Raw genomic sequence first — 18,574 nt, 5'->3', positions numbered from 1 at the left:
GTGTAGCCTGGCGCTGAACCTGTAGGAGCGGCCTTGCCGGGGCCCCGGCAAGGCCGCTTCTACAGGTACATGGCGATGCTGTGCTACATCTAACCCCGGGCCAGCTCCGTCAGGTGGGCAATCGCTTGGTCGCTCTTGAGCACCAGCACATCACCTTCGAGCGAATCGAGCACCACTTCTGCGGTATTGCCAATCAAGGCCCCGGAAATACCCGTGCGAGCCACTGTGCCGATCACTGTCACCACCGCGTCGTATTTTTTCTCGGTAAACGGAATCAGCACATCTGCCGGGCCCTCGGCGACATGCAGGCGCTCATCGCTGATGTCGTACTCGGCCTTGAACGCGTTGCAGGCTTCGCGGTAGCGCTCGGCGATGGTTTCGCTGAGCTGGTAGGCCGGGTCCGACGCCGACAGCATGGGGGAGGGGTGTGCACTGATGACATGCAGCTCACCTTTAGCCAGCCCCGCAATGGCATAGCCATGGTCGATGATGCTCGCGTGCAACAGGCGGTGGTCGTCATCCTGGTTGCCGACATCCACGGCCGCCAGAATCACCCCACCCGTCCACGGCCGCTCGCTTTTCACCATGAGTACGGCGCTGGGGCACAAGCGCAACAGCTTCCAGTCGCTGGGCGTCAGCAGGGCCTTTTTCAGCGGGTTGTCCGGCCGATGCTCTTTGATCACCAGCTCGCAGCCCTCGGCCTGCTGCACATAGATGATGGTGTCGTGCAGGTTGTCACGCCAGGCTGCCTCATGGGTGACGTTGTCGTATCCGTCATCGTGCAACTGGCTGCTCAGCAGGCTGAGCAACGCACTGTGATCCTGCTTTTTGTCACACATCAACAGGTGCAGGCGCGCGCCGGTCACGCCCGCGATCAGCTTGGCACGGGTCAAGGCCCGGCTGTGGGCATGTGCGGGGTCGAGGACGACGAGGATGCTGCGGACGTCTTGCATGGGCGTGAGCTCCCTTCAAAGATGGCGACCAATGCCTGACTATAGTCGGCGTCTCACCCGTCGCCGCTTGATGTACATCAAGCATAGTCACTGGCGCTGCCGGTTGCCGCCGGTATAATCGCCGGCCCTGCCTGTTCTGTCTGGTTGCACGCTTATGTCCTTGATCCCCGAAATCGACGCCTTTCTTGGCTGCCCGACCCCAGATGCCTGGATCGAAGCGGCACTTGCCGACCAGGAAACCCTGCTGATCGACCACAAGAACTGCGAGTTCAAGGCCGCCAGCACCGCCCTGAGCCTGATCGCCAAGTACAACACGCACCTGGACCTGATCAACATGATGTCGCGCCTGGCCCGTGAAGAGCTGGTGCACCATGAGCAGGTGCTGCGCCTGATGAAGCGCCGGGGCGTACCGCTGCGGCCGGTGTCGGCGGGGCGTTATGCCTCCGGGCTGCGCCGCCTGGTGCGCGCCCACGAGCCGGTCAAGCTGGTCGATACCTTGGTGGTGGGGGCGTTCATCGAAGCACGCAGTTGCGAGCGTTTTGCCGCATTGGTGCCGCACCTGGATGAAGAGCTGGGCACTTTCTACCACGGGCTGTTGAAGAGTGAGGCGCGCCACTACCAGGGCTATCTGAAGCTGGCCCATCAGTATGGCGAAGAAGCGGACATCGCCCGCAGGGTTGAACTGGTACGCGAGGCAGAAGCCGAACTGATCCAGTCACCGGACCAGGAACTGCGCTTTCACAGTGGCATTCCAATGGCGCAGGCCGCCTGAAACGCATCAGGCGGCACTACAGCCGTTAGCCGTACCTAGTAACGGCGGCCCAGCAACAGACCAATCACCAGGCCGAAGCCTGCGGACACTGCCACGGTCTGCCAAGGGTGGCCGCCGATGTACTCCTGGGTGGCTTCTACCACGGGTTGTGCCTTGCTACGCACGTTGCTCGCAGCCTCGCGCGCCTGGCGCAGCTTGAGGCCGACTTGCGCGCGTAGTGTTTCAGCCTCTTCGCCCACCAGGGCAGCGCTGTCGTTGAGCAGCTTCTCGGATTCTTCGATCAAAGACTGCAGTTCGCTGAAGACCTGATCCTTGATCTGATCGCTGGCAGCTTGTGCGGCGTTTTTTCGGGCCATGAACTCATCCTCGTCAATGGGGGGGTGAACAATGGATGCCGCTGCGTCGGGAAAGTTGCGCCGGCTTTCCGAAGACGCGTCGCTACGGTGTAAGATAGCGGCCATTTTCAACAGGCAGGTACCTTCATGAGTTTCAATCTGGCCAACAAGAGCTTCGAGGAACGGGCGCAGATCGAGGCAGAGAAGGCGCGGTTGTTCGAACTGTGGCAGAGCAACCTGGGCAAGGCCAAGGGCGAAGCCGCCCGCCTTATCTCCGAAAAGCCACGGCGCAAAGGCAAGTGGGCGGAATGGGTACGGGCTGAGCTTGAGGCCATGTCGCCGCCTGAATACGCCAGCATGGTGCGCAGTGAAGTCAACAAGATGATGGCCGCCGCCAACAGCAATCGCTGAGGCCCTCTATCAGTAAGTGCCGGCTGCCTTGGGCAGGTCCAGCGTACCCTCATCGGTGAAGCGTACGGTGCCCAGTAACCCACCGGCCAGTTTGCCGCGCAGTACATAGGGTAGCCCTTGCAGCGAATTGCGCTGGCCCAGGCCATAGGCCTGGCGCAGGAAGGAGAACGCGGTAACGCTCACCGGCACCACGAGCACCGCCTCGTCGAAACGGCCTATATGGCCCTGCTGATCACTCACACCGGCGGCCAGCGGCTGGCCATTCACCTGCAGGTCGAGCGCAATGCCGTTGTAGTCGATCGGGGTTTCGTTGGGGTTTTGCACGCGTATTTTCACCGCCATGCGCAGTTCCAGCTCCTGCCCAGGCAGCGGCTCGATGCCAATCACGCTGATGTTGAGTGGGTCGCGTGCCTGGAACAACGCGCAGGCACTGAGGCCGTAAGCCATCAGCAGTACCAGGAACCAGCGGGTACAGCGGCGCAAACAGGCAGTCATGGGGTGCAACCTTGGCAGGAGAATTCAACGACCAGTGTGGCAAATGCTCACCGGCGTTGAAAGTGGCCGTATCGGTATGGCTATCAAGGGCGCACCTACACACTGACCTGGAGCATGGCTTACGGATTGCCGCATCCTGAAACCCTTGGGCTACAGTGACGGACAGCTCCCCTTGTCGAGGTGTTCGTCATGCGTCGATCGCTGTGCCTGCTGTCCGTGTTTCTGGCCTTGCCGCTGCAAGCCGAGGAAAAGGTCGTCAACCTCTACAGTTGGGCCGACTATGTCGCCCCGCAAACCCTTCAGCGTTTTCAACGGGAAACCGGCTACAAGGTACGCTACGACACCTTCGACACCACCGAGGTGCTGGAAACCAAGCTGCTGACCGGGGGTAGCGGCTATGACGTGGTGGTGCCGTCATCGACCGTTCTGGCCCGGGCACTCAAGGCCAATGCCCTGCAGCCGCTCGATGCCCAGGCCATGCCGGGCTATGCCAACCTCGACAAGGACCTGCTGGCCAAACTCGCCGAAGCCGACCCTGGCAACCGCTACGCAGTGCCTTATACCTGGGGCACCCTGGGCCTTGGGGTGAACGTTGAGGCAGTACGCCAGCGCCTGGGGGATGTGCCGCTCGATAGCCTCGACCTGTTGTTCAAACCGGAATACGCCAGCCGCCTGAAGGACTGCGGCATCGCCATGCCTGACTCGCCACAGGAAGTGATCGGCCTGACCTTGAACTACCTGGGCAAAGACCCTTACAGCCAAAACAAGGCCGACCTGGACGCGGCGCAAAAGCTGCTGAACCAGCTGCAGCCTTCCATCCGCTACGTCGCCAACGGCCGCCAGATCAGTGACCTGGCCAATGGCAGTGTGTGCCTGGCGTTGACGTACAACGGCGATGCGGCCATGGCCGCCGATCAGGCCCGCCGGGCTGGCAAACCCTTCGAGCTGATCTACCGCATTCCCCAGGAAGGCACCCTGGTCTGGCAGGACAACCTGGTCATCCCCAAGGATGCGCCGCACCCCGAAGCGGCCCGGGCGTTCATCGCCTTCATGCTCAGGCCGGACTCGGTCGCCGCACTGACCAACACGCTGTTCTTCGCCAATGCCAACGAAGCGGCCACTCCCTTGGTGGACGATGCTGTGCGCAACGACCCGGACATCTATCCCCCCGCCCAGGTGCGTGAACGCCTGTATGCCGACCGCAGCATGGCGCTGGCCGACCTGCGCCAACGCAACCGTCTGTGGATGGCTTTTCGCAGCGGCCAGTGAGCCTGCCGGGGCTGCGCAGCAGCCCCCTAGGGTCCATACTGAAACATCAGGAATTATCTCCAGCCGCTTTCACACTTTTGCCGCGAACCCCTCGCGCCTTAGGCTATCCAACGCACAAGGCGCGGCATTTCGTACAGGAGGTGAAGCATGAACCTGACCCTACCAATCCTGGCCATCGGCCTGGCGTTGTGCCTGCCCGCGCACGCCGCGCCTGTTGCGCCATTGCAGCTCGCTGCCAGCAACAACAACCCGTACAACAGCCCGATCCAGCGTGCCAACCCCAATAGCCGCCAAGGCAGCATGCCGGCCACACCGCCGGTGCGGGGGCCTTCGACCGACCCCTACCAGCGCACGCCGACGCTGGACAACCGCGGCATTGGCAACGGCGACAATCTGCGTCGCCAACAGCAAGCCCCTCATCTGGAACCCACCCGGCCACCGCGCGATAACCCACGCGCGCCATGAGCCCCCTCGAAAGGAATCCTGCATGACCAGAGCTACCTGGCTGACCACCCTGACCGCTGCCGCGCTGCTGCCTTTGTTGGCGCACGCGGCCTCCGAACAGCAGTTCCCCAGCGAGCAGGGGCAGTTGACCGTCAGCACCGTAGCCGATGGCTTGCGCAACCCTTGGGCACTGGCTTTTCTGCCGGGCGGCAAGGACATGCTGGTCACCGAGCGCCCCGGCAACCTGCGGGTGGTGAACGCCGAAGGCAAGGTCGGCCCGCCCATCAGTGGTGTACCTCAGGTCTGGGCCGAAGGGCAGGGCGGTTTGCTGGACGTGGTGTTGTCGCCGGAGTTCGGCAAGGATCGTACTGTTTACCTGTCTTATGCCGAGGCGGGCAATGACGGCAAGGCCGGCACGGCGGTCGGTCGCGGCCAGTTGTCCGAGGACCGTGCGCGGCTGGAAAACTTCACCGTGATCTTCCGCCAACAGCCCAAGCTGTCGGTGGGCAACCACTTCGGTTCGCGCCTGGTGTTCGACCGGGACGGTTATCTGTTCGTCGCCCTGGGCGAGAACAACCAGCGCCCGACTGCCCAGGACCTCGACAAGCTGCAAGGCAAGATCGTGCGTATCCTGCCCGACGGCGAAGTGCCCAAGGACAACCCCTTTGTCGGCAAGGACAACGTGCGGCCCGAGATCTGGTCATTTGGCCACCGCAATCAGCAGGGTGCGGCGCTCAACCCCTGGACCGGCAAGCTCTGGACCCACGAACACGGCCCGCGTGGCGGCGACGAGATCAACATTCCACAGCCCGGCAAGAACTACGGCTGGCCGGTCGCCACCCACGGCATCAACTACTCGCTGTTGCCAATCCCGGAGGCCAAGGGCAAGCATGTGGACGGCATGGTCGACCCGCACCATGTCTGGGAAAAGTCCCCCGGCATCAGCGGCATGGCGTTCTACGACAGCCCGACATTCAAGGGCTGGGACCACAACCTGTTCATTGGTGCACTGGCTACCCAGGAGTTGATCCGTCTGCAGCTCGATGGCGACAAGGTCGTGCACGAAGAGCGCTTGCTGGGGGACCTCAAGGCCCGTATCCGTGATGTGCGGGTGGGGCCGGATGGGTATCTGTATGTGTTGACCGATGACAAGGACGGGGCGGTGTTGAAAGTGGGGCTGGGCGCAGATTGATGCACCGACCGGGGCAGGGTCGGCTTGCCGGCGCTAGAGCCGCTACCGATAATGCCGCATGACCTCAGACCCGCAAACCCTCTACCAACAAGCCCTGGCCGACCACGGCTATGTCCATGACCCCGCTCAGGCCCACGCAGTCAACGCGTTGCAGGCCTGTTTCGAGGCGATTGAACATGGCCGCCCAGCCCAGGGCATCTACCTGTGGGGCCCGGTCGGCCGGGGCAAGACCTGGCTGATGGACCAGTTCCACCGCTGCCTGCAGCACCCCAGCCGGCGCCAGCACTTTCACCATTTCATGGCCTGGGTGCACCAGCGGCTGTTCCAGCTCAACGGCACCGCTGACCCGCTGCTGGCCCTGGCCCGTGAGCTGGCCCGGGAGATACGCGTGCTGTGCTTCGACGAATTGTTCGTCAATGACATCGGTGATGCGATCATCCTCGGCCGCCTGTTCCAGGTGCTGTTCGATCAGGGCGTGGTGATCGTCGCCACCTCCAACCAGCCGCCAGACCAGCTCTACCGCGATGGCTTCAACCGTGACCGCTTCCTGCCCGCGATTGGCGCCATCGAACGGCACATGCAGGTGCTGCCCGTGGCTGGCGAGCAGGACCATCGCCTGCACCCGGGCGCTGAGCTGCAGCGGTACTGGGTGGCTGAACCCGGTGCGCAAGGGGCACTTGGTGAGGTGTTCCGCCAACTCAGCCCGGCGGACCCCGGTAGCGATCAGCCATTGGCCATTGGCTCACGGCAGATAGCGGTCATCCGGCGTAGTGAACAGGCCATCTGGTGCCGTTTTGCCGACCTCTGCGAGCAGCCCCTGGCGGCGATGGAGTTCATGGCCCTGTGTGACCGTTTCCCGTCGATTCTGCTGGAGGGCGTGCCTGCGCTGGGCGGCGAACAACGGGCCGGCCGCATCGCCCGTGGTACCGAGGATGGTGCGGCGCGGGTCGCGGCTGGGGACCGTGAACTGCCGGCGCTGTCGCCCAAGGACGATGCCGTGCGCCGGTTCATCGCCCTGGTCGACGAGTGCTACGACCGGCGGGTGGCGTTGTACCTGGAGGCGCAGGTGCCGCTTGACGCGCTTTATACCCAAGGGTACCTGGCGTTCCCGTACCAACGCACCTTGAGCCGCTTGCGCGAGATGCAGTTGCAGCGCTTCGGTTAGCCCCCTGTAGGCGCGGGCAAGCCCGCTCCCACAGTGATCTGAGTTGAGCCCCTGAAACGGCAGAGGTGTTACCAGGCGTGAAACCAGCCCAGGGTGATCATCGCCACCACGGCGTAACGGCCTGCCTTGGCCAGGGTCACCAGCAGCAAGAAGCGCCAGAACGGCTCCCGCATGATCCCCGCGATCAGGGTCAGCGGGTCGCCGATCACGGGCATCCAGCTCAATAGCAGCGACCACTGCCCCCAGCGCTGGTAGCGCTGCTGGGCGCGTTCGAGCTGGCTGGCGCTGAACGGGAACCAACGCTTGTCACGCAGGTGCTCGATGGCCCGGCCCAATAGCCAGTTGACCACCGAACCGAGCACATTGCCCAGGGTGGCCACCAGCAACAAGGTGGCCCAGGCGTCGGGCTGGCGCAGCAGCAAGCCGACCAGTACGGCCTCCGATTGCAGTGGCAGCAGGGTGGCGGCGCCGAAGGCGCTGAGGAACAGCGCCCATTCGCTGAGCATCAGTAGTTGGCGACCACGGTGTCCTTGCCATCCTGGGTCACTCCGATGACCTGATAGGCGTCTTTGTGGTCACCCATTTCCATGCCCGGCGAGCCCATGGGCATGCCGGGTACGGCCAGGCCCTTGAGGTCATCGCGCTTGGCCAGCAAGCGGACCTGTTCGGCCGGCACGTGGCCTTCGACGAACTTGCCGTCGATGACCCCGGTGTGGCACGAGGCCAGGCGTGGCGCCACGCCCAGGCGTTGCTTGACGGCGCTCATGTTGGGTTCGACGTGGTCGTTGACGGTAAAGCCATTGTCGCGCAAGTGGCTGATCCAGGCCTTGCAGCAGCCGCAATTGGGGTCGCGGTAGACGTCGATGGTCTCGGCGGCCTGGGCCAGGCCGGTGACGGCCAGCAGGCCGAAGGTGAGCAGGTGTTTGCGCAGCATGGTGAAACACTCCTTTAAAATCGCAGGCGGATACCGGCCACCAGGCGGGTCTGGCGGGTGTCATCGCCGTCTTCGCGGGCCTGGTCGGCGCGCACGCCGTGCAAGCGGTTGAAGCTGACCCCGACGTAGGGCGCAAAACCACGGCTGATCTCATAGCGCAGGCGCAGGCCGATCTCGCTGTCGGCCAGCCCCGTGCCTTGCTCACGACGCGCATCGTTGCGGCCGAACAGGTTGGCTTCCAGGGTGGGTTCGAGTATCCAGCGGTTGGTCAGCAGCATAGCGTAAGCGGCTTCCAGGCGCAGCGCGGTCTGTTGCCGCTCGCCGACATAGGCGGTGGCCTCCAGCTCAACGCCATACAGCGGCGTGCCCTGGATGCCGAAGGCTGCCCAGGCCTGCCCGCTGGCCGGCTTGAAGTCTTGGCGCAGGCCGCCGACCAGTTCCCACCAGGGGCTGATGGCGTGGCCCCAGAGCGCCTGCAGTTCGGCCTTGTGCGTCTTGCCCTGCTCGCGTTCACCTTCACTGCGCAGCCACAGGCGGTCGATGTCGCCGCCCACCCAGGCGCTGGCGTTCCAGTTCATCGCGCTGCTGCCGTCGAAGTGCTGGTATTCCAGCTGGTCGACGATCACCGCGCCGTTCAGCGCACGGTCGTGCACCTGGTGCCCTGGCAGCGGCGGGAAGGCTGCGCGGCGGTCGGCGTCGTTGATCACCGGCAGTGGCGTGCGCGGTTGCTGCGCAGGCGGCGTGCTGTGGTTCATCTGGCTGTGGTCCATGGGCATGGCGCCGTGGCCCATGTGCTGCATGCCGGCGGCCATGGCACGCTCACTGGCGAGCAGCGCCAGCAGGGCCACGCCGGTGAGGAGGCGGCGGTTGTTGAGCTCATTCATCGACGCGTACCTCGCGGAACATGCCGGTCTCCATGTGGTAGAGCAAATGGCAGTGGTAGGCCCAACGGCCCAGGGCGTCGGCACTGACCCGGTAGGTGCGGCGGCTGCCAGGCGGGATGTCGACGGTGTGTTTGCGCACCAGAAAACGCCCGTGTTCGTCTTCCAGGTCGCTCCACATGCCATGCAGATGGATGGGGTGGGTCATCATGGTGTCGTTGACCAGGGTGATGCGCACCCGCTCGCCGTAGGCCAGGCGCAGTGGTTCGGCATCGCTGAACTTGACCCCGTCGAACGACCAGGCAAAGCGCTCCATGTGGCCGGTGAGGTGCAGCTCGATGTCGCGCGAGGGCTCGCGGCCATCGGGGTCGGGGTAGGGGCTGCGCAGGTCGGCGTAGGTCAGCACCCGCCTGCCGTTGTCACGCAGGCCGATGCCGGGGTCGGCGAGGTTGGGGCGTGGCGCCATGGTCTGCATGTCCACCAGCGGGTTGTCGGTTTCGCTGGGCGGGTGTTGTTGCATGGCCGCCATGGCGGAATGATCCATGCCGGCCATGTTGCCGTGGTCCATGTCCGCCATGGCGCCGTGGCCCATGTCGGCCATGCTCAGCACGGGCCGAGGGTCAGGTTGCGGCACGGGCGCCTGCAAGCCGTTGGCGCGGGCCAGGGTGCCGCGCGCGTAGCCGCTGCGGTCCATGCTCTGGGCATACAGGGTGTAGGCGGGCAGGTCGCCGACGGTCACCAGCACGTCGTAGGTTTCGGCCACGGCGATGCGCAGTTCGTCTACGGTCACGGCTGTTACCGGCAGGCCGTCGGCGGCGATCACCGTCAGTTTCAGGCCGGGGATGCGAAAGTCGAAATAGGTCATGGCTGAGGCATTGATCAGCCGCAGGCGCACGGTTTCGCCCGGCTGGAACAGGCAAGTGAAGTTGCCGTCCGGCGGCTGGCCGTTGAGCAGGTAGGTGTAGCTGGCTGCGCTGACATCGGCCAGGTCCGTGGGGCTCATGCGCATGCGTGCCCAGCGCATGCGCTCGGCGACGGTAGTGCCCCAACCGTTGTCGGCCACGTCGTCGATGAAGTCACCGAGCGTGCGCTTGTGGTAATTGAAGGCGTCAGACTGCTTCTTCAGGGTCGCCAGCAGCTGTTCAGGGGGCTGGTCCGACCAGTCGCTAAGTAACAGCACATGGTCACGCTGATACGTATGCGCCTCGGGTACGCGGGGCTCAATGACAATCGCCCCATACACCCCGGCCTGTTCCTGCAGCCCGGAGTGGCTGTGGTACCAGTAGGTGCCGCTCTGGCGCAGGGTGAACTGGTACAGATAATCCCCACCGGGCTCGATACCGGCGAAGCTCAGGCCCGGCACGCCGTCCATGTTGGCGGGCAGGATGATCCCGTGCCAATGGATCGAGGTGGCCTGCGCCAGGTGATTGCGCACGCGCAGGGTCACGGTGTCGCCTTCGCGCCAACGCAGCAGCGGGGCGGGCAGGCTGTTGTTGACGGTCAGCGCGGTGCGCGGGCGGCCGGTGATGTTCACGGGGGTCTGGCCGATGAACAGCTCGAAGTGCTGGCCGGTCAGGTCGCGGCCATCGGCGGCCTGGGCCAATGGCCGCCACAGCCCGAGGCCCACCAGCGTGGTGGCGGCGCCCAGGCCTTTGACGAAGGTACGACGGGAGGGGTTGCGCAACATGGCGTGGCCTCATGCGAGAGAACCACGATGTTGGGCTTTGCTGGCTGTCAGCCAGCTGAGGTGCGCATTACAGCGTTGTCAGGCAGCGGCCTCGTCGTGGCCCAGGTCGCGCATCAGCAGGCCGTACTCCAGGGGGACCTGTTCAGGGATGGGCAGGTACACCACATGGCCATCCCCCGGCGCCACTTCGATGGCTTGCTGCTGGCGACCGCACAGGCGGTGCAGGTCGAAATGGTAATTACCGCGCGGGGTCATCAGCTCCAGGTGGTCGCCCACGGCGAAGCGGTTCTTCACCTTGACCTCGGCCAGGCCATCCACGCGCGCGCCGGTCAGCTCGCCGACGAACTGCTGGCGCTCGGACTGCGAGTTGCCACGCTGGTAATTCTGGTATTCGTCGTGCACATGCCGGCGCAGGAAGCCTTCGGTATAACCGCGCTGGGCCAGGGATTCGAGGTTGTCCATCAGGGCACGGTCGAAAGGCCGACCCGCCACGGCGTCATCGATGGCCTGGCGGTAGGATTGCACCGCGCGGGCGCAGTAGAAGTGCGACTTGGTGCGGCCTTCGATCTTCAGCGAGTGCACACCCATGCTGGCCAGGCGCTCGACGTGCTGGATGGCGCGCAGGTCCTTGGCATTCATGATGTAGGTGCCGTGCTCGTCCTCGAACGCCGGCATCGCTTGGTCTGGACGGTTGCTTTCCTGCAGTAGAAAGACTTGCTCGGTAGGGGCGCCAAGGCCCAGGGTCGGCTGCACTTCGCGCACGATGTCGCCGGTGGCATTCTCGCTGGCCGGCGTGGCGTCGTACTTCCAGCGGCAGGCATTGGTGCAGCTGCCTTGGTTGGCGTCGCGCTTGTTGAGGTAGCCTGAGAGCAGGCAGCGGCCAGAGTAGGCCATGCACAGGGCGCCATGGACGAACACTTCCAGCTCCATGTCCGGCACCTGCTGGCGGATTTCTTCGATCTCCTCCAGCGACAGTTCGCGCGACAGGATCACCCGGCTCAGCCCCTGCTGTTGCCAGAACTGCACGCTGGCCCAGTTGACCGTGTTGGCCTGCACCGACAGGTGCACTGGCATGTGCGGATAGTGCTGGCGCACCAGCATGATCAGGCCGGGGTCGGACATGATCAGTGCATCCGGTGCCATCGCGATCACCGGGGCGAGGTCTTTGAGGAAGGTCTTGAGCTTGGCATTGTGCGGGGCGATGTTGACCACCACGTAAAAATGCTTGCCCAGGGCATGCGCCTCCTGGATGCCCAGCGCCAGGTTGGCGTGGTCGAATTCATTGTTGCGCACCCGCAAGCTGTAGCGCGGCTGGCCGGCGTAGACCGCGTCGGCGCCATAGGCAAAGGCATAACGCATGCTCTTCAGGGAGCCGGCAGGGGCCAGCAGTTCGGGCTTGGCGGGAAGGTTCATGAGCGCACCGGGGCAAAAGGCACGGATGCTAAGCACGCGCCGGGAGTACCGTATTGATCTGAATCAACGCAGGCGCGGCACTTTTGGCGAAGCGGCGGGCACTAATGTCCAAGAACCCGCGAGGAAACGCCATGAACCAAACCGCCCTCCAGAACAAAGCCCTGGCAGCATTGCTGACGCTGGTGACCATCGCTTTCGTCTGGATCCTGCTGCCGTATTACGGTGCGATCTTCTGGGCGGTGATACTGGGCATCCTCTTTGCCCCTTTGCAGCGCGATTTGCTGATCCGCTTCGGACGGCGGCGCAATCTGGCGGCGTTCACCACGTTGCTGATCTGCCTGCTGGTGGCTGTGCTGCCGGTGATCATCACCAGTGCCTTGCTGGTGCAGGAGGGCGCCACGCTGTACCAGCGCATCGAGAGTGGGCAACTGGACATCGCCGGCTACGTCGAGCGCGGCAAGGACATGCTGCCGGCTTTCGCGCAACACAGCCTGGACAACATGGGCATGGGCAACCTGGACGGGCTGCGCGACAAGATCACCAAGTGGGCCACGCAGGGCAGCCAGGTGCTGGCCAGCCAGGCCTTCAATTTTGGCCAGGGCACGTTCGAGTTCCTGATCAGCTTCGGCATCATGATGTACCTGCTGTTTTTCTTTTTGCGCGAAGGCGCGGAGGTTGCCCGCAAAGTCCGGCTGGCCGTGCCATTGCCCGAGCACCAGAAGCGCCGGTTGCAATTGAAGTTCAACCGTGTGGTCCGGGCGACGGTCAAGGGCAACGTACTGGTTGCCATTACCCAGGGCGCGCTCGGCGGCTTGATCTTCTGGGTGCTGGATATTCCGAGCGCGTTGGTGTGGTCGGTGTTGATGGCGTTTCTGTCGCTGTTGCCGGCGGTAGGGGCGGGGATTATCTGGGCGCCGGTGGCGGCGTACTTCCTGCTGACCGGGGCCATTTTGCCGGGGGTGATCCTGACCGCGTTCGGGGTGCTGGTGATCGGCCTGGTGGACAACGTGCTGCGGCCGATTCTGGTGGGCAAGGACACGCGCATGCCAGACTACCTGATCCTGGTTTCCACCTTGGGCGGGTTGGCGGTGTTCGGGCTCAACGGGTTCGTGATCGGGCCGTTGATCGCGGCGTTGTTCGTGTCGAGCTGGGCGATCTTTGCCGACACCAAGCCGCAGGTACAGTTGCCGCAATAGCGCCTGGGTCGTTCTTGCTGGACGCTGTACCGGGGCTTTCGTTTACCCTGTGGCAGTTTTCTGCCGACGATGCCTGAGTATGGATACCCGCAAGACCGACAAACCCGGCTTCACTTACCAGGCGGTCTACCGCTACCTGCTTGGCTGCATCGAGGCGGCGCCTTCGAACGTCGAGCAGCGCATGCCGTCGCTACGCCAGCTGGCCCGGCAGTTGGGCGTTTCGGTATCCAGCACCAAGTATGCGTATGCGCTGCTCGAGGATGAAGGGCGGGTGCGTGCGCGGCCGAAACTGGGTTACTTCACCGTCATCCGTAGCGCTCCCTTGCGCAGGGAGTGCGCGTCGAGCTTGCTCGACACCGTGTTTTCCAGTGCGCGCCAGCCTGGGATGTTGGCCCTTGGCAGCGATGCACCGGCGATGCTGTTGTCGCTGGAGCAGCCGTTGCTGATGCTCGAACGGGAGCTGGCGCGCCAATACCCGCGTGCACCTGCGCCGCTGTACCAGCCGTTCGGTGAGCCTGAGTTGCGCAGCGTGCTGGCAGGCCGTTACACCCGCTCGGCGCAGCGTTGCTGGCAAGCCGAGCACGTGTTCATCGGTTCGGATCTGCGTAGCGTCCTTGAGCTGTCTTTGCGTGCGCTGGACCTCGAAGGCCAGGTCGCGCTGGTCGAGTCGCCCTGCAGTTGGGCGGTTCTGAGGCAGTTGCAGGCCGCGCGCATGACCATCATCGAAGTGCCCTTGGGTGACGACGGCCGGTTCGACCTGCAGCAGCTGCATCAGGTGCTCTGCGACGAGCCGGTTCGCCTGGCGGTGCTGTCTTCGGCGGCCAACGTGCCTCAGGGCGGCTTGATGCCCGCTGAGGACAAACAACAGATCTGCCGCTGGCTGGCCGAGCACGCGGTGTGGTTGTTCGAGAACGATGGCTATGGCGAGTTCTGCTTCCACGCGGCGCCGCCGCGCTATCGGGATTTCGCCGAGCTCGACCGGTTGCTGGTGTTTTCCACCTTCGACAAGGTGATCGGTGCTGAAGCGCCCTATGGCTACCTGCTGTGCAGGCGTCACACCGAGCGTTTGCAACAGTTGTTTCTGGAGCGTGGCTTTCGGTTGTCACCGATTCGCCAGAAGGCAATCGCCAAGTTGTTCACTTCGCGGCGGGTCGAGCAGCACCTTCAGCTGCTGCGCCCCTTGCTGAGCCATCGCATGCTGCAGATGAAAGCGCTGCTGGAGGCCCACGGCCAGGGCAGCTTGCGCGTGGTCGAGCCGCAGGGTGGGGCGAGCCTGTGGCTGGAGGCGACCCGACCGGTGGACATGCGCCGGGTCTTCGAGCGGCTGTTGGCGCAGCGTATCGTCATCGCGCCGGGGGAAATCTTCAGCCAGCACGGCCTTTGGCGTAACCACCTGCGGCTGTGCTACACGCTGGACTGGAGCAAGGACATTGGCCAGGCGCTGCAACGCCTGGTCAAGGCGATTCAGGATGAGGCTCAGGCCCCGTAGCAGTGGTGCATCTCGGGGAAGCTGCCGCTGCGCACGTCCTCTGCATAGCGGGCGCAGGCCTCGCGGATCACCTGGCCGACGTCGGCATACTGCTTGACGAAGCGAGGCACATGTTCGCCGCCCAGCCCAAGCAGGTCTTCGGTGACCAGCACCTGGCCATCGCAAGCGGGTGAGGCACCAATGCCGATGGTCGGCTTGTCGCTGGCCTCGGTGATGGCCCGGGCCACGGGCTCGGCCACGCCTTCCAGTACCAGGCTGAAAGCGCCGGCTTCGAGGTTGGCGCGGGCATCGGCACGCAATGCAGCGCCACTGTCCGGGCTCAGCCCTTGGGCCTTGTAGCCGCCCATGACATTGACGAACTGCGGCATTAGGCCGATGTGCGCCATGACCGGTATGCCGCGTGCGACCAGAAACGCCACGGTACTCGCCAAGGCCTGGTTGGCTTCCAGCTTCACGGCGTCGCAGCCGGTACTGGCGAGCACCTGGGCGCAGTTGCGAAAGGCCTGTTCATGGGACTCCTGGTAGCTGCCGAACGGCATGTCAGCGATCACGCAGGCCAGGCGCGTGCTGTCGACCACGGCACGGGTATGGGCAATGGTCTCGTCCAGGCGCATGCCCAGGGTGGAAGGGCGGCCGTAGCCGACCATGGCAGTGGAGTCACCGACCAGCATGAAATCGACCAGGGGGTCGATCACCTTGGCGATAGCGCTGGAATAGGCGGTCAGGGAAACAATCTTCTGCCGGCCTTTCATTGCCACCAGCTGTGGCACCGTCAGTCGTTTGTTGCGGGTATGCGTGCTCATCGGTGTTTCCTTGGAGGTGGAACCGTCAGGAAAGGGGTGGGCCGATTATTGAGTTTCGCAGGCACAACTCAATGTACAGAAGGGCGCTGAAAAGCAACCCAGATGAGCTTTGCGCAGGGCATATAGCGACGATGGGGCTGCAAGGCAGCCCCCGGAAACAAACGCGACGGTCAGCAGGCTTGCGGCATCTCGCCCTTGGCCAGGCGCCGGTTGATGTCGGCAATCACCTCGGGCAATTCGTTGATGGTGTCGATCAGGTAATGCGGGCGTGAGCTGGCGAACAGCGTATGAATGCGCTTGCGCTCGCTCTCCAGCTTCTCGGCACTGAGCGCCCGGTAACCTTCCCAGGTCAGCCCCAGGGCATTGCCGGAACACACCAGGGCAACGGTCCACATGCCCGCGCGGCGGCCTTCGAGGATGCCCGGTACGGTGTCGTCGACCTTCACGCAGGCGGCCACGTCATCGATGCCCAGGGCAATGACGTTGGCCAAGGCCTGGGCCGGCCACGGGCGGCCATTCGGGGTTTCGTCGGTGGCCACCACATGGTCGGCGACATAGCCGTTTTGCGCTGCCAGTTCCACCACCTTGTCCATCACCACCTTCGGGTAGCCCGAGCACGAACCAATCTTCAGGCCGCCCTGGCGCAGGCCGGTGAGGGTGTCCAGGGCGCCAGGGATCAGCGCCGAATGCACAGCGATCTTCTCGATCTGCAGGGGCATGAAGCGGTTGTAGAGGGCGGTGACGTCATCGTCGGTCGGGGTGCGGCCGAACACCTTGCGGTAGCGCTCGGCGATTTCCGGCACGTCGCACAGGGTGCGGATGTGGTCCCACTTGCCCATGCCCATCGGGCCGCGGGCTTCTTCGATGGAAACCTGGACGTCGAACTCGGCGAAGGCCTCGACGAAGATCTGCGTCGGGGCGAACGAGCCGAAGTCGACCACGGTGCCGGCCCAGTCAAGGATGGCGGCTTGCAGCTGGGTAGGGTTGCTGTAGTTCATGTGCGCTATTTCCTGAAGTCGGGTGGGCAAAGGGTCAGATGTCCAGCACTTCCATTTCCCGCAGCACGTCGGCCACGGCATTCACAGCGGCCTGCATGCCGTCTGGCCCGACCACACCGATGCAGCCGACGCGGAAAGTCTCGACCTGGGTCAGCTTGCCTGGGTAGAGGATGAAACCCTTGGCCTTGACCCGTTCGTAGAAGTCCTTGAACTGGTAGCGGGCATCGTCCGGGGCATGGAAGGTGACGATGATCGGCGCCTGGATTTCGGCGGGCAGGAAGCTGCGCAGGCCGATGGCGGCCATGCCATCTAGCAGGGTCTTGCAGTTGTCGGCATAGCGCTGGTGGCGGGCAGGCAGGCCACCTTCCTCGTTGTACTGCTGCAGTGCTTCGTGCAGCGCCGCGACCACGTGGGTGGGCGGGGTGAAGCGCCATTGGCCGGTCTTGGCCATGTAGGCGTGCTGGTCGTGCAGGTCCATGGCCAACGAATGGGCGTTGCCTTCGGCGGCGGCCAGCGCGGTTTTTTCGGCGAAGACGAAGCCCATGCCGGGGACGCCTTCCAGGCATTTGCCGGAGGCGGCGATCAGCGCCTCGAAGGGCACCTCGCGGGCGTCGATCGGCAGTGCGCCGAACGAGCTCATGGCATCGATGATCAGGCGCTTGCCATGGCGCTTGATCACCTGGGCGATCTCAGGCAGCGGGTTGAGGATGCCCGTACTGGTTTCGCAGTGGATCAGCGCCACGTGGGTGACGGCAGGGTCGGCCGCCAGCAGCCGGTCCACGTCGGCGGCGGTGGTCGGCTGGTCCTCGGCGGTTTCAAAGGTGCTGTAGGTGCGGCCCAGCACCTTGCAGATTTTCGCCAGTCGTTGGCCATAGGCGCCGTTGATCAGCACCAGCACCTTGCCGTCACGCGGTACCAAGGTGCCGATGGCCGCTTCCACGGCGAAGGTGCCGCTGCCTTGCAGGGGCACGCAGTGGTGGCTGGCGCTGGCGTCGAGGATGGCCAGCAGTTGTTCGCAAACGCTGGCAGTGAGTTGGTTGAAATCGCGGTCCCAGGAGCCCCAGTCCACCAGCATGGCTTGGCGGGTGCGGATTGATGTGGTCAGGGGGCCGGGGGTCAGCAGGATAGGCGCGTTGCTCATTCCGTGGTTCCTCACAAGCGGTGGAGTGAAACTACGGGGCCTAGGTTGCAATTGGCGCTTTCATCAATCAAATTGTTTGTTGTTATCTGAGCTATAAGTCAGGCCGATACATATGAACCTGTTCCAGTTACGTGCTTTCGATGCTGTCGCCCGTGAGGGCAGCTTCACGCGGGCGGCCGAGCGCCTGTTCATCAGCCAGCCCGCAGTGACCGGGCACGTGAAGGCGCTGGAGGAGCACTACCAGATCACCTTGCTGCGGCGCACCGCACGGCGGGTCGAGCTGACCGAGGAGGGCACCCGCCTGGCAGCTATTACCCGGGCGATGTTCGGCCTGGCCGAAGAAGCCCAGGCGATGCTTGAGGCCAACCGGCAGTTGCTGACCGGGCGCCTGGAGGTGGCCGCCGACGGCCCGCACCGGGTCATGCCGATGCTCGCCCAGTTACGCGAGCGCTACCCGGGCATTACCGTCAACTTGCGTTTGGGCAATGCCCAGGAAACCTTGGCTGCGCTGCTCAGCGAACATGCCGATGTGGCTGTACTGACCGAGATCGAACCGCGCAAGGGCCTGCATTTGCAAAACCTCTGCGAGTCGCGTTTATGCGCATTACTGCCGGCGGGGCATGCCTGGGCCAGTGGTGAAGGCGACTTGCCGCTGGCCGAGTTGCACCAGCACATCATGGTGCTGCGTGAGCCGAGTTCCACCACCCGGCGTACGTTTGACACGGCCTGTGCCACGGCGGGCGTGCAACCCCGGGTGTTGTTGGAGCTGGACAGCCGTGAGGCGGTGACTGAAGCGGTAGCCTCGGAGCTGGGCATTGGCGTTGTTTCGTCCACTGAAGTTGCCAATGACCCCAGGGTGGTCGCACGGCCACTGGCTGGCGCTGGCCTGGTCAACCAGCACATGATCGGCTGCCTGGAGCGCCGTCGCGAACTGCGGTTGATCCAGGCATTCCTGAGCCTGGCGGCGGGGCTGTGATGGCTGTTTTGAACAGGGCG

At 64.2% G+C, this 18,574-nt stretch carries 20 protein-coding genes; 9 read left to right on the top strand and 11 right to left on the bottom strand.

Going from position 1 to position 18,574, the window contains the following annotated elements:
• Positions 1 to 89: 89 nt before the first annotated feature.
• Positions 90 to 953, bottom strand: coding sequence for a universal stress protein (locus OGV19_RS14925; protein WP_264309481.1), 864 nt, complete (start codon positions 951 to 953; stop codon positions 90 to 92).
• A gap of 154 nt (positions 954 to 1,107) precedes the next feature.
• Here OGV19_RS14925 and OGV19_RS14920 point away from each other — a divergent pair, with 154 nt between their 5' ends.
• Positions 1,108 to 1,725 (top strand): MiaE family protein, encoded by a 618-nt coding sequence (locus OGV19_RS14920; RefSeq protein ID WP_027596580.1) that lies wholly within the window; start codon positions 1,108 to 1,110, stop codon positions 1,723 to 1,725.
• A gap of 35 nt (positions 1,726 to 1,760) precedes the next feature.
• Here OGV19_RS14920 and OGV19_RS14915 read toward each other — a convergent pair whose 3' ends face one another.
• The gene (locus OGV19_RS14915; RefSeq protein ID WP_264309480.1) at positions 1,761 to 2,081 is read right to left on the bottom strand and encodes an ElaB/YgaM/YqjD family protein; all 321 of its coding nucleotides are present in this window, start codon (positions 2,079 to 2,081) and stop codon (positions 1,761 to 1,763) included.
• 126 nt (positions 2,082 to 2,207) lie between these two features.
• Here OGV19_RS14915 and OGV19_RS14910 point away from each other — a divergent pair, with 126 nt between their 5' ends.
• A complete protein-coding gene (locus OGV19_RS14910; RefSeq protein WP_027596578.1) occupies positions 2,208 to 2,471 on the top strand; it encodes a hypothetical protein in 264 nt (87 codons plus the stop codon).
• 9 nt (positions 2,472 to 2,480) lie between these two features.
• Here the strand turns inward: OGV19_RS14910 and OGV19_RS14905 are convergent, their stop codons facing one another.
• Positions 2,481 to 2,966 carry an LEA/WHy family protein gene (locus tag OGV19_RS14905; protein WP_264309479.1) on the bottom strand — a complete coding sequence of 162 codons (486 nt, stop codon included), beginning with the start codon at positions 2,964 to 2,966 and terminating at the stop codon, positions 2,481 to 2,483.
• Positions 2,967 to 3,155: 189 nt separating this feature from the next.
• On the opposite strand from OGV19_RS14905, the gene OGV19_RS14900 reads away from it, so the two are divergent.
• The 4 genes from OGV19_RS14900 to zapE all read left to right on the top strand — a co-directional run bounded on the left by OGV19_RS14900 (position 3,156) and on the right by zapE (position 7,036).
• Entirely contained in the window at positions 3,156 to 4,235 is a 1,080-nt protein-coding gene (locus OGV19_RS14900) for an extracellular solute-binding protein (protein ID WP_264309478.1), read from the top strand.
• A gap of 147 nt (positions 4,236 to 4,382) precedes the next feature.
• Positions 4,383 to 4,700 carry a hypothetical protein gene (locus OGV19_RS14895; RefSeq protein WP_264309477.1) on the top strand — a complete coding sequence of 106 codons (318 nt, stop codon included), beginning with the start codon at positions 4,383 to 4,385 and terminating at the stop codon, positions 4,698 to 4,700.
• A 22-nt stretch (positions 4,701 to 4,722) separates the two neighbouring features.
• Positions 4,723 to 5,871, top strand: a complete 1,149-nt coding sequence (locus OGV19_RS14890) for a PQQ-dependent sugar dehydrogenase (protein WP_264309476.1) — start codon at positions 4,723 to 4,725, stop codon at positions 5,869 to 5,871.
• 58 nt (positions 5,872 to 5,929) lie between these two features.
• On the top strand, positions 5,930 to 7,036 hold the full coding sequence (zapE, locus tag OGV19_RS14885; protein ID WP_264309475.1) for a cell division protein ZapE: 1,107 nt from the start codon (positions 5,930 to 5,932) through the stop codon (positions 7,034 to 7,036).
• 68 nt (positions 7,037 to 7,104) lie between these two features.
• Here zapE and OGV19_RS14880 read toward each other — a convergent pair whose 3' ends face one another.
• The 5 genes from OGV19_RS14880 to yegQ form a co-directional block, all read right to left on the bottom strand.
• Entirely contained in the window at positions 7,105 to 7,542 is a 438-nt protein-coding gene (locus OGV19_RS14880) for a YqaA family protein (protein ID WP_264309474.1), read from the bottom strand.
• Positions 7,542 to 7,970 carry a DUF411 domain-containing protein gene (locus OGV19_RS14875; RefSeq protein ID WP_264309473.1) on the bottom strand — a complete coding sequence of 143 codons (429 nt, stop codon included), beginning with the start codon at positions 7,968 to 7,970 and terminating at the stop codon, positions 7,542 to 7,544. Before OGV19_RS14875 ends, OGV19_RS14880 begins: the two co-directional genes overlap by 1 nt.
• A 14-nt stretch (positions 7,971 to 7,984) precedes the next feature.
• Positions 7,985 to 8,854: a copper resistance protein B gene (locus OGV19_RS14870; RefSeq protein WP_264309472.1), complete on the bottom strand. Its 870-nt coding sequence runs from the start codon at positions 8,852 to 8,854 to the stop codon at positions 7,985 to 7,987.
• Entirely contained in the window at positions 8,847 to 10,538 is a 1,692-nt protein-coding gene (locus OGV19_RS14865) for a copper resistance system multicopper oxidase (RefSeq protein ID WP_264309471.1), read from the bottom strand. Before OGV19_RS14865 ends, OGV19_RS14870 begins: the two co-directional genes overlap by 8 nt.
• A gap of 78 nt (positions 10,539 to 10,616) precedes the next feature.
• Positions 10,617 to 11,951 carry a prephenate-dependent tRNA uridine(34) hydroxylase TrhP gene (gene yegQ / locus OGV19_RS14860; protein ID WP_264309470.1) on the bottom strand — a complete coding sequence of 445 codons (1,335 nt, stop codon included), beginning with the start codon at positions 11,949 to 11,951 and terminating at the stop codon, positions 10,617 to 10,619.
• 131 nt (positions 11,952 to 12,082) lie between these two features.
• Between yegQ and OGV19_RS14855 the strand changes: the two genes are divergently transcribed.
• Both OGV19_RS14855 and OGV19_RS14850 read left to right on the top strand, forming a co-directional pair.
• Positions 12,083 to 13,147 carry an AI-2E family transporter gene (locus OGV19_RS14855; RefSeq protein ID WP_264309469.1) on the top strand — a complete coding sequence of 355 codons (1,065 nt, stop codon included), beginning with the start codon at positions 12,083 to 12,085 and terminating at the stop codon, positions 13,145 to 13,147.
• Between the two features lie 79 nt (positions 13,148 to 13,226).
• Complete coding sequence (locus OGV19_RS14850; RefSeq protein ID WP_264309468.1) at positions 13,227 to 14,636, top strand: aminotransferase-like domain-containing protein; 1,410 nt, start codon at positions 13,227 to 13,229, stop codon at positions 14,634 to 14,636.
• Here the strand turns inward: OGV19_RS14850 and panB are convergent.
• The 3 genes from panB to OGV19_RS14835 all read right to left on the bottom strand — a co-directional run bounded on the left by panB (position 14,624) and on the right by OGV19_RS14835 (position 17,578).
• Entirely contained in the window at positions 14,624 to 15,439 is an 816-nt protein-coding gene (gene panB, locus OGV19_RS14845) for a 3-methyl-2-oxobutanoate hydroxymethyltransferase (RefSeq protein WP_264309467.1), read from the bottom strand. The two genes, OGV19_RS14850 and panB, sit on opposite strands and share 13 nt — an antisense overlap.
• Positions 15,440 to 15,609: 170 nt before the next feature.
• Positions 15,610 to 16,437, bottom strand: coding sequence for a phosphonoacetaldehyde hydrolase (phnX, locus tag OGV19_RS14840; RefSeq protein WP_264309466.1), 828 nt, complete (start codon positions 16,435 to 16,437; stop codon positions 15,610 to 15,612).
• Positions 16,438 to 16,471: 34 nt separating this feature from the next.
• Positions 16,472 to 17,578 carry a 2-aminoethylphosphonate--pyruvate transaminase gene (locus tag OGV19_RS14835; protein ID WP_264309465.1) on the bottom strand — a complete coding sequence of 369 codons (1,107 nt, stop codon included), beginning with the start codon at positions 17,576 to 17,578 and terminating at the stop codon, positions 16,472 to 16,474.
• A 112-nt stretch (positions 17,579 to 17,690) separates the two neighbouring features.
• Here OGV19_RS14835 and OGV19_RS14830 point away from each other — a divergent pair, with 112 nt between their 5' ends.
• Positions 17,691 to 18,554: a LysR substrate-binding domain-containing protein gene (locus tag OGV19_RS14830; RefSeq protein ID WP_264309464.1), complete on the top strand. Its 864-nt coding sequence runs from the start codon at positions 17,691 to 17,693 to the stop codon at positions 18,552 to 18,554.
• Positions 18,555 to 18,574 lie beyond the last annotated feature (20 nt).

It is taken from the genome of Pseudomonas putida (assembly GCF_025905425.1).
Taxonomy (GTDB): domain Bacteria; phylum Pseudomonadota; class Gammaproteobacteria; order Pseudomonadales; family Pseudomonadaceae; genus Aquipseudomonas; species Aquipseudomonas putida_AF.
The sequence above is the reverse complement of the archived record's forward strand: the minus strand, read 5'-3'. Positions and strand labels throughout refer to the sequence as shown.